Raw genomic sequence first — 9,582 nt, forward strand, 5'->3', positions numbered from 1 at the left:
CGGAGGCACGGCGGGCTGACCCGCTCCGCTTGTGGCCCAGTGCAAGGACCGCCGTCATGCTGGCCTACAATTACGCTCAGGATATGAGCCCGCTTGACCGACTGAAAAACACCAAGAGTGGAACAATATCCGTCTATGCACTCAACCGGGACTATCATGATGTGGTCAAGGGCAAGCTTAAACGTATAGGCCAGTGGCTAGTGCAGCACGGCAGATGCGAAGTGAAGGTCTTTGTTGATACAGCCCCTCTGATGGAAAAACCCATGGCGCAGGCAGCAGGGCTCGGATGGCAGGGCAAACACACCAATCTGGTCTCGCGGGAATTGGGATCCTGGTTTTTCATTGGCAGCATTTTGACCACGGCCGAGATCGAGCCTGACGAACCGGAAACCGATCACTGCGGCTCCTGCCGCGCCTGCCTGGACATTTGCCCTACGGGCGCATTTCCTGCCCCCTACAGGCTTGATGCACGGCGCTGCATTTCCTACCTCACCATCGAGCACAGGGGTCACATCCCGCACGAATTCCGTTCTGCGATGGGAAATCGGATCTATGGCTGTGATGACTGCCTGGCCATTTGCCCCTGGAACAAATATGCCGAAACGGCCAGCGAGGTGAAACTGCTGGCGCGCGAGGAGTTGAAAGCACCAGCACTAAGGGACCTGCTTCGTCTTGACGACCCCGCCTTTCGCAAACTGTTTTCGGGTTCTCCCATCAAGCGGACTGGCCGTGATCGTTTTCTGCGCAACGTACTGATCGCGGTTGGAAATAGTGGCGACAGCAGTCTCGTGCCTGACGTGCTGGCGGTGATCGGAGATGCTTCGGCATTGGTTCGCGCCATGGCCGTGTGGGCGCTAGGCAAGCTACTCTCAACGACCGAATTCAGGATGCTGCGCGAGCGCCAGTTGCAGACTGAGACAGACGCAGATGTCCGCCGTGAATGGGAGGATGCATGACCCACCTGCTGTGCTTTGGCCTTGGTCTTTCAGCCCACACGCTTGCGCCGCGTCTTGCCCGGCGCGGCTGGACGATCAGCGCAACGAGCCGCAGCAAGGCAGGCTTTGACTCGATCCAAGCGCTCGGCTTCCGCGCGCTCTACCTTGACGGCGACAAGGCCCTGCCCACCGAAGTCCTTGATGGTGTCACCCACGTGCTCGTCTCGGCTCCGCCCGATGAGCGGGGCGACATCATTCTCCGCAATCACGGCGCAGCACTCCATGCACTTGGCATAAAAATCAAATGGCTCGGTTATCTGTCAACGACCGGTGTCTATGGCAACCATGGGGGTGGCCTGGTTACGGAAGAGACCCCACTCACACCCAACACGACGCGTGGCCATTATCGCCTCCTGGCCGAGACACAATGGCTTGACGCGTGGCACAGGACCGGACTTCCAGTCCATGTCTTCCGCCTGGCAGGCATCTATGGTCCTGGCCGCAACCAACTCATTTCACTTCTGGACGGAAGCGCCAAACGCGTGATCAAGGAAGGGCAGATCTTCAGCCGTATTCACGCGGAAGACATCGCATCCGCACTCGAAGCCTCGATCGCGCAACCTCGTCCCGGTCGCGCCTACAATGTCTGCGATGATGAACCCTGCCCCCCTCAGGATGTGGTCGAATTCGGTGCAAGACTTCTGGGTCTTCCCGTTCCCCCTGCCATTCCCTTCGACGAGGCGAACCTGTCACCGATGGCGCTCAGCTTCTATGCGGATTCGAAACGTGTTTCGAATAGACGCATCAAGACTGAACTTGGTGTGAAGCTTGCCTACCCGAGCTATCGCGAGGGCCTTACGGCGTTGGCAGCCGAACTCAAACGCTAAGTCCGTCAGAGCGTTCAGCGAGTCTCAGCACGGTTTCCCGAAGCAGTGCGAGGGACCCTGGCGTCGATAACCGGTGATCGCCCCCCTTGATCAGGGTCAGAGTAACGTCTGATCCGGAAATGGTCCGGTAAACCTTCATGGCATGATCAGGCGGCACATCGGGGTCCTCATCACCCTGGAGGATGCGTACCGGGCAGTGGATGACCAGCCCTTCATGATGCCTCAGGTGCTGCCTGCCATCATCGATTAGGCCAGCGGTGATCACATAGGGCTCGCCATAAAGTGACGGGCGCTCACATACACCGGTTCTGGCAAGTTCAGAGCGCAGGGCTTCCGGGAACTTGTCCCACATCAAATCTGCGGTCATGTCGGCAGCGGGGGCAAGCAGCACCAGTCCTGCAATGCGGCGGGCGGCCTGGCGGTCGACTTGCTGCAAACGACGATAGAGCAGCAGCGCCAGCCAGCCGCCCATGCTGGAGCCGACGACGATCTGGCTGCCACGGGTATGATTGAGAAGCATGTGAACCGATTGATCGAGCCACGCCGATATCGTTCCTGCTTCAAAAGATCCCTCGGACGCGCCGTGGCCGGAGTAATCAAACCTGAGGCAGGGCCGACGGCTCTCGCGCGCCAGAGCGGCGAGGGTTTCAGCCTTGGAACCAGTCATGTCAGACCGGAAACCACCCATCCAAACAAAGCCGCAACGGCCCGTATCACTGCGACCATCAATCCGATAGGCAATGCGCAGACCATCCTGAAGATTTTCGAACTTGATATCGGTCATACCGGGGTCATATCAGTGATTGCGGGTCTTGCAAGTCGGCAGGGTTCCGGCCGGCCTTGGTGTTTGCGCCTTTGAAATAACAGAAAGTATTGAAATACATGAACATTCAGACCCCGCGCGGGGAGACCGAAGTTGCCGCCGTGCTGGGGCTGACCGGCAGTGACCAGCGACACCGCCGGCGGGTACGTCTGATCGGGTTCGGCGTGGGCATCGCCATTCTGGCTATCGCAGCCTGGTTGCTGTTCCGGCCAAATGCGGGAAGCGCAGTCAGCTATACGACCGCTCAGGTTGAGCAAAAGACTTTGGTGGTCAAGGTGCAGGCCACCGGCAACATCCAGCCGACCACTCAGGTTGAGGTGTCGAGTGAACGTTCCGGCGTCATCCGATCAGTCAATGTTCAGGCCAACAGCTTGGTGAAGCGGGGCGATGTGCTGGCCCAGCTCGACACTGAACGACTTGAGGCTGAGCTTGCGCGCGACAAGGCGGCAGTCGCCGCCACCGAGGCCCGACTTGCCGACGCAAAAGCAACACTTGTCGAAAAACAAACTGCATTCAGACGCGCAGAACGACTGAGCAGTCAGGGTATTTCCTCTACCGCTGATCTGGATACGGCGCGAGCGGCCCAGGACCGGGCCGAGGCTGGTGTGATTGCCGCCCAGGCCGATATCGCAGTGGCACGAGCCGAACTCGCCATGACCGAAACCGACCTCACCAAGACCCGTATTCTTTCGCCTGTCGATGGTATCGTGTTGAAACGGACCGCTGAACCGGGCCAAACTGTCGCTTCCTCTCTCCAGGCTCCGGTGCTGTTCACACTGGCGGAAGATCTGCAGCGCATGCAACTTGAAGCTGACATCGATGAAGCCGACATCGGAGATGTCAAGAGCGGCCAGACCGCAAGCTTTACGGTCGATGCCTATCCAGGCCAAAGTTTTCCAGCAGTCATTGATACAGTTGAATATTCGCCCGAGGTCAATGACAACGTCGTCACATACAAGGCAGTTCTCACAGTTGAAAATGATGATCTCCTGCTGCGCCCAGGCATGACCGCGACGGCACAGATCATCGTCAAAGAAGTGAAAGATGTGCTCGCCGTACCCAATGCCGCGCTGCGCTACGCACCACCGAGGCCCCAGACCAGCCAGAGCTTCAGCATAACCAGTCTATTCATACCGCGCATGCCTCGCAGCGAGAAATCTGCGCCGCCTCCAGCTGATGGGGAACGCATGCTTTATGTTCTCGAAGATGGTCAGCCGAAGTCTGTGAAGGTTCATGCAGGCGTATCGGACGGCAAGGATACGGAGATCCTGTCCGGTGAACTCAAGCCGGGAGATGCAGTGATTGTATCTGCAAAGGCAGGAGGCTCGTGAACGCCTCCGCATCGCTGATATCCTTCCTGAACGTCGGTCGGAACTATGGGACCGGCGGCGGCCTCGTTCAGGCTCTCGCAGGAGTGGATCTGGAGATCAGGCAGGGCGAATTCATTGCGATCACCGGCCCATCAGGCTCAGGCAAATCGACAGCCATGAACATCATTGGCTGCCTCGACCGCCCAAGCAGCGGGCAGTTCAGGTTCCTGGGTATAAATGTGGGCAGCCTGAACCGCGACCAGCGCGCCCTGCTCCGTCGCAACTACATCGGCTTTGTATTTCAGGGCTTCAATCTCTTGAACCGCACCACTGCGATCGAGAATGTTGAATTGCCCCTCATCTATCGTGGCATGGCACGCTCGGAGCGGAGGGACAGGGCAGCAGTGGCGCTGGGCCGCGTGGGGCTTGCAGGCCGCGAACACCATACCCCCGGAGAGCTTTCCGGCGGCCAGCAGCAGCGCGTCGCTATTGCCCGCGCAATTGTAACGGACCCGCTTCTGCTGCTGGCGGATGAGCCGACCGGGAATCTCGATACACAACGCAGCCACGAGATCATGGAACTGATCGCCGGACTGAATGCTGATCGCGGTATCACCGTCGCCATGGTCACTCATGAACCAGACATGGCAGCTTACGCAAGACGCCTCATTCATTTCGTCGATGGCCATATTTCCAGTGATAGTGAACAAAAGGCCGCATGATGCTTTGGGAAACTGTCAAGCTTGCAATGTCTTCGATTCGCCGCAACGCCCTGCGTTCAGTGCTGACGCTCCTCGGCATCGTGATTGGCGTTGCAGCAGTCATTGCCATGGTGACCCTGGGGTCTGGCGCATCTGACAAGGTGCGCGAGAATTTGGCAAAGCTCGGGAGCAACATGCTGATTGTGAGACCGGGGCAGAGCACTTTTGGACCGGGCAGCGCGAGTGACAGCCGCGCCTTCGACGAGCGGGACGTTACAGCGCTGAAAAATGGTCTTTCATCTGTACGCGGCGTTGCACCAACTGCACAAAAGCAGTTGAAAGTTGTCTACGGTGCGCTCAATTACGATACGTCAGTGACTGGTACGACCATAGATTGGTTCACCGTTCAGGACTGGGTGATCGAAGAAGGGCGCCCCTTTTCCGAAGGCGAAATCCGTTCGGGTTCATCGGTCTGCCTCGTGGGATCGACCATCGTCCGGGAATTGTTTGGAGCGCAGGATCCCATTGGTGAGCGTCTCCGGGTTGGCAATTTCTCCTGTGAGATCATCGGACGCCTGGGCTCCAAAGGGCAATCAGCCTTCGGCAGCGATCAGGATTCGATCGTTGTACTGCCTCTCCGAAGCTATCATCGTCGTGTCGCCGGAAACACCCGCATCAATACCATTTCTATTTCCGTGACCGACGCGGCAGAGGTAACGCGCGTTCAGCGGGACGCAGCGGAGATACTCCGTGAACGGAGGCGCATTGCGCCTGGTGAGGACAATGATTTCACGATACGCGACATGACACAGATCGCGGCGACAATGGCCTCAACCACGAATATCCTGACAAGCCTGCTCGGCGCGGTGGCGGCCGTGTCGCTTCTGGTGGGCGGCATAGGCATAATGAATATCATGCTTGTTTCAGTGACCGAAAGGACGCGCGAGATTGGCATCCGCCTTGCGATCGGCGCGCTGGAAAGCCAGGTACTGACCCAGTTCCTTGTCGAAGCGGTGGTGCTCGCGCTGTTTGGGGGCATTATCGGCATTTTTCTTGGCCTCGCCATTGCAGCGGGTGGCGCGGCACTGATGGACGTACCCTTCAGTGCTGACCCAAATGTCATTGCGCTGGCCTTTGCCGTCTCGGCGCTGATCGGCGTGCTGTTTGGCTATTTTCCAGCACGCCGGGCTGCTCGCCTCGATCCAATCGAGGCGCTGCGGCGAGAGTGATCAGCCGCGCTTCAGCGCCGCGAGGAACTCCACCGTCGGATAGGAATCGGCAGGCCAGCCCAATCGGGTCTGTTCCTGCTTCACCGCCTGTCGGGTGGCGCGGCCGAGCTTGCCGTCCACCTCGCCCACGTCGAGCCCTTTCGCGGCGAGTATCTTCTGCAATTCGATGATCTGCTCGTAGGACAGCGCATTCACCTGCGCGCGGCCAGGATCGAGCTTGTCGGCCCCGGCGATACGCGTGGCGAGATAGGCTGCGGTCAGCGAATAGACGAGCGACTCGTTCCACAGCAGATAGGCGTCGGTGAAGTTCTGATAGGCCAGGAAGGCGGGGCCGTCCTTGCCCATCGGAAGCAGCAGCGAGGCGGGGAACTTGTCGGCCTTGAGCTTGCCATGCGCGCCCTTGACGCCCCACTTCACCCACTGGCTGCGCGGATGCTGGATGGCGATGTCCGCCTGGTCCCATGGCAGGTCCGCCGGAACCGTCACCTCCTCGATATAGGGCTGATTGGCCTGCCAGCCGTGCTTCACCAGCAGGGCGGCGGAAGATGCCATGGCGTCCGGGATCGATTTGATCAGGTTGCGGTGACCGTCACCGTCGAAGTCCACGGCATTTTCGAAATATTCCTTGGGCAGAAACTGCGTGAGGCCGATTTCGCCCGCCCAGGCGCCATGCATGTCGTCGCGGTCGAGGTCGCCATTATCATAGAGCCGCAGCGCGCCCAGCAGCTGCTCGCGGAAGCGCTCCGGCCGCCGGCAATCCCAGGCGAGCGTGGCGAGCGAGGGAACTGTCGGGAAGTCGCCGAGGTTCTTGCCGAAATCTGTCTCGAAGGCCCAGAAGGCGACCAGGACCTCGCCCGGCACGCCGTAGCGCTCCTCGATGGCGTCGAACAGCTTCTTGTTGCGCTTGATGATCGCCCGGCCTTCCTTGATCCGGTAGTCGGACACCATGCGGTCCTGAAACTTGAGAAAGCTCAGCGAGAACACGCTCTGCGAACGGTCCTTCTTGATGATGGCCGGCTGGTATTCAACGCCGTCAAGGAGCGAAAGACCACGCTCGCTCACCCCCGCCGCAGCGGCTTCCTTGCGGAACTCCTTGATGAAACCCTGAAAGCCCTTGGCCGAATTGCCGCAGGTCGCGGCCTGGGCTGCCCCTGCCACCACCGTAAGCGCTACAAGACTCGCCGCCGCCTTCATCACATTCCGCATCCGTCCATCTCCTGATTCGGTCCCATCAATTAAACCATGTGCGCCAGCCCTGGGCCGGGCAAGGGGTATCGCCTGAAGAATTCCCGCTACGCGGCGCTTTCGGCAAATTCATGACATGCAGCGGCAGACCCCGTCATATCCGCGCAGGATAACAAAAACTTGTGTTAGAACATATGCTTATAAAAATATGACCCCGCCGCTGGGCGGCGGGGATCAAGACAAGCTAAAGGCCGATGACTAATTGGTCAGATCAGCCGAATGCTTCATGCCGCAGTGGTGTTCGGCGGCAGCCTGAACTTCAGCCTCGGCATCAGTCACAGCTTGTTCCTCGCTGGTGGCGGGCGTGGCGGCCACCGGAACGGCTTCCACGACCGGCTGCGCCGGAGGCTGCGGGGCTGCCGTTTCGGCAAAAACCGGCGATGCGAGCGCCGTAAGCAGGGCGGCGGCGGACAGCATGGACTTCATCGGCAGCTTCTCCTGATTTCTTCAAACACTGTAACGAAGCTTGACCCAAATGGTTCACACAATCAAGTGACCGCGGACAGCATGCCGCGGAGTTTCTCCACCCGGGCATCCGCTGTCACGGCGCTGCGCGCCGCGAGCACCGCGCAAGACCGCAAGATAACGCCATCATCCAATATTTTCAGATTGTTGGCGGCAAGCGTGGCTCCTGTGGTGGTGATGTCGACGATCACCTCGGCGATGCCGGCGGCGGGGGCGCCCTCGGTCGCCCCCAGGCTTTCCACGATGCGATAGCCTGTCACACCCCTGGCGGCGAAGAAGCGGCGAGTCAGGTTGCGGTATTTGGTGGCCACCCGCAGCCGGCGGCCATGGCGCTCATAGAAGCTTTCGGAAATATCGTCGAGATCGGCCATGGTGGCAACGTCGAGCCAGCATTCCGGCACCGCCACCACCACGTCGGCCGGGCCGAAGTTCAACCGCAGCAGAATGCCGACTCCCGGGCTTTCAGCGGGCAGCTTCTCGCCCAGCAGGTCCTGGCCGGTGACACCCAGGTCGAGCTTGCCATCATGCAGGTTCTGGGCAATCTCGGAGGCTGGAAGAAACGCCACCTCGATGCCGTCGATGCCGCGCAGGAGTCCGCGGTAACCGCGCTCAGCGCCCAGCCGGTCAACGCCGAGACCAGCGCGCGCCAGCAGCGCTGACGTCTCTTCCATCAGCCGGCCCTTGGACGGAATGGCAAGCGTCAGCAGGCTCATGTCAGCACCGCCTTGAGCCGGTCGGTGTGGATGGCGCAGCCCACGGCGGGAACCGGTTGCGGCGCCCCCATGTCGGAGAGCAGATTGTCATAGCGCCCGCCGCCCGCCACGGTGACGGGCCCATGCGGCGTATCGGCCTCGATCTGGAAGGTGAAGCCCGTGTAGTATTCAAGCTCGCGCCCGAAACCGGCGGCGAAATGAAAGCGCCGCGGGTTCAAACCCAGCTCCTCCATTTCGAACAGGCGCCTGGCGTAGTAATCCCTGGCGCCGGCAAAACGCTGCCCACCGGGGATCTTCGCGAGTTCCGCGTCCATGGCCGAAGCCTCGCCGGCAATCGCCAGATAGGCGTTGAGCGCATGCGCCCTGGCGGCAGCGAGCGGCGTCTCCGCCAAATCGGCGGCCTTGTCGGCGAGGCGCGCGGCGATCTCCTGCGGCGTCCTGCCGCCCACCAGCGGAAGGTTGCGGGACGCGAACTCGGCTTCAACGACCGCGAGCGCATCGCCCGCGGCAACCCGGCTCACCAGCGGAAACAGGCTCGTGCGGCGCGCCTCCCCCACCGCCTGGAAACTGTCGAGGAGATCGCGGAAGGCGGCCGGGCGCCAGAACTGCTGGCGCAGCCGCTGCCGCCAGCGCGAAGGCATGTCGGTATCGTCCAGCAGCGCCGAGAACAGACCCACATCGCCAAAGGTCACGCGATAGCGCGATAGGCCTGCTGCCTCGAGCGCCGAAATCGTCAGCTTCAGCACACGCGCCTCCGCCATGGCAGGTTGACTTGCACCAAACCACTCAAGCCCCGACTGTGTGAATTCCTGCGGGCTCAGCAGCTCATCCGGAAAGCGAAAGGCGGGGCCCAGATAGCAATAGCGCCGTTCGGCGGACGGATCTTCGGCATGGCTCAAATGATAGCGGCAGGCCGGCACAGTGAGGTCTGGTCTCAGGCACATTTCAGCGCCCGCCGGATCGGTGAACACGAAGGTCCGTGCACGGATGTCTTCGCCGGAACGCTCAAGGAAGATATCCGCGGGCTGTATGATGTCCGGCGCGATGTGGTCAAACCCGGCGCGCTCGAACACCGCGATCAGCGCGGCGTTCTGGCGTTCCAGCGCCTCCCGTTCGGGCCGCGATTTACCGGCCATCGGGCCTCACCCGGCCAGCGCCTTCTTGACGACGGCGACGAGATCGGCCTCCGGGACCGAGACTTGCGCCAGCCGCTGCGCGGCATATTCGGCATGGCTGGCGATGTTGCCCGCCAGCTCGGCGCCCAGCCGCAGGTC

Annotated in this window: 10 protein-coding genes; 5 read left to right on the forward strand and 5 right to left on the reverse strand. The window is 60.8% G+C overall.

The features are described 5' to 3' along the window. Both queG and ACILRN_RS13345 read left to right on the forward strand, forming a co-directional pair. A partial coding sequence (gene queG / locus ACILRN_RS13340; RefSeq protein WP_395689050.1) for a tRNA epoxyqueuosine(34) reductase QueG occupies positions 1-956 on the forward strand: 956 nt, incomplete at its 5' end. After that, positions 953-1,822 (forward strand): SDR family oxidoreductase, encoded by an 870-nt coding sequence (locus ACILRN_RS13345; protein WP_395689052.1) that lies wholly within the window; start codon positions 953-955, stop codon positions 1,820-1,822. The genes queG and ACILRN_RS13345, both read left to right, overlap by 4 nt. On the opposite strand, the gene ACILRN_RS13350 is transcribed toward ACILRN_RS13345, so the two are convergent. Then, positions 1,812-2,606: an alpha/beta hydrolase gene (locus ACILRN_RS13350; protein ID WP_395689054.1), complete on the reverse strand. Its 795-nt coding sequence runs from the start codon at positions 2,604-2,606 to the stop codon at positions 1,812-1,814. The two genes, ACILRN_RS13345 and ACILRN_RS13350, sit on opposite strands and share 11 nt — an antisense overlap. 98 nt (positions 2,607-2,704) lie before the next feature. Between ACILRN_RS13350 and ACILRN_RS13355 the strand changes: the two genes are divergently transcribed. Genes ACILRN_RS13355 through ACILRN_RS13365 form a run of 3 tightly spaced genes read left to right on the forward strand, consistent with a single transcriptional unit; the run spans position 2,705 to position 5,885 of the window. Continuing rightward, on the forward strand, positions 2,705-3,976 hold the full coding sequence (locus tag ACILRN_RS13355; protein ID WP_395689055.1) for an efflux RND transporter periplasmic adaptor subunit: 1,272 nt from the start codon (positions 2,705-2,707) through the stop codon (positions 3,974-3,976). Next, entirely contained in the window at positions 3,973-4,677 is a 705-nt protein-coding gene (locus ACILRN_RS13360; protein WP_395689058.1) for an ABC transporter ATP-binding protein, read from the forward strand. Before ACILRN_RS13355 ends, ACILRN_RS13360 begins: the two co-directional genes overlap by 4 nt. After that, the gene (locus ACILRN_RS13365; protein WP_395689067.1) at positions 4,677-5,885 is read left to right on the forward strand and encodes an ABC transporter permease; all 1,209 of its coding nucleotides are present in this window, start codon (positions 4,677-4,679) and stop codon (positions 5,883-5,885) included. The genes ACILRN_RS13360 and ACILRN_RS13365 overlap by 1 nt, the downstream gene beginning before the upstream one ends. Here the strand turns inward: ACILRN_RS13365 and ACILRN_RS13370 are convergent, their stop codons facing one another. From ACILRN_RS13370 to ACILRN_RS13385, 4 genes are all read right to left on the reverse strand, one after another. Further along, positions 5,886-7,091 carry a lytic murein transglycosylase gene (locus tag ACILRN_RS13370; RefSeq protein ID WP_395689060.1) on the reverse strand — a complete coding sequence of 402 codons (1,206 nt, stop codon included), beginning with the start codon at positions 7,089-7,091 and terminating at the stop codon, positions 5,886-5,888. A gap of 237 nt (positions 7,092-7,328) precedes the next feature. Then, positions 7,329-7,556: a hypothetical protein gene (locus ACILRN_RS13375; protein WP_395689061.1), complete on the reverse strand. Its 228-nt coding sequence runs from the start codon at positions 7,554-7,556 to the stop codon at positions 7,329-7,331. A 62-nt stretch (positions 7,557-7,618) separates the two neighbouring features. Next, positions 7,619-8,308: an ATP phosphoribosyltransferase gene (gene hisG, locus ACILRN_RS13380; RefSeq protein ID WP_395689063.1), complete on the reverse strand. Its 690-nt coding sequence runs from the start codon at positions 8,306-8,308 to the stop codon at positions 7,619-7,621. After that, positions 8,305-9,444 (reverse strand): ATP phosphoribosyltransferase regulatory subunit, encoded by a 1,140-nt coding sequence (locus ACILRN_RS13385; RefSeq protein ID WP_395689065.1) that lies wholly within the window; start codon positions 9,442-9,444, stop codon positions 8,305-8,307. Before ACILRN_RS13385 ends, hisG begins: the two co-directional genes overlap by 4 nt. Positions 9,445-9,582: the final 138 nt, after the last annotated feature.

Origin of the sequence: Aestuariivirga sp. (assembly GCF_044238155.1) — a bacterium.
GTDB lineage: Bacteria > Pseudomonadota > Alphaproteobacteria > Rhizobiales > Aestuariivirgaceae > Aestuariivirga.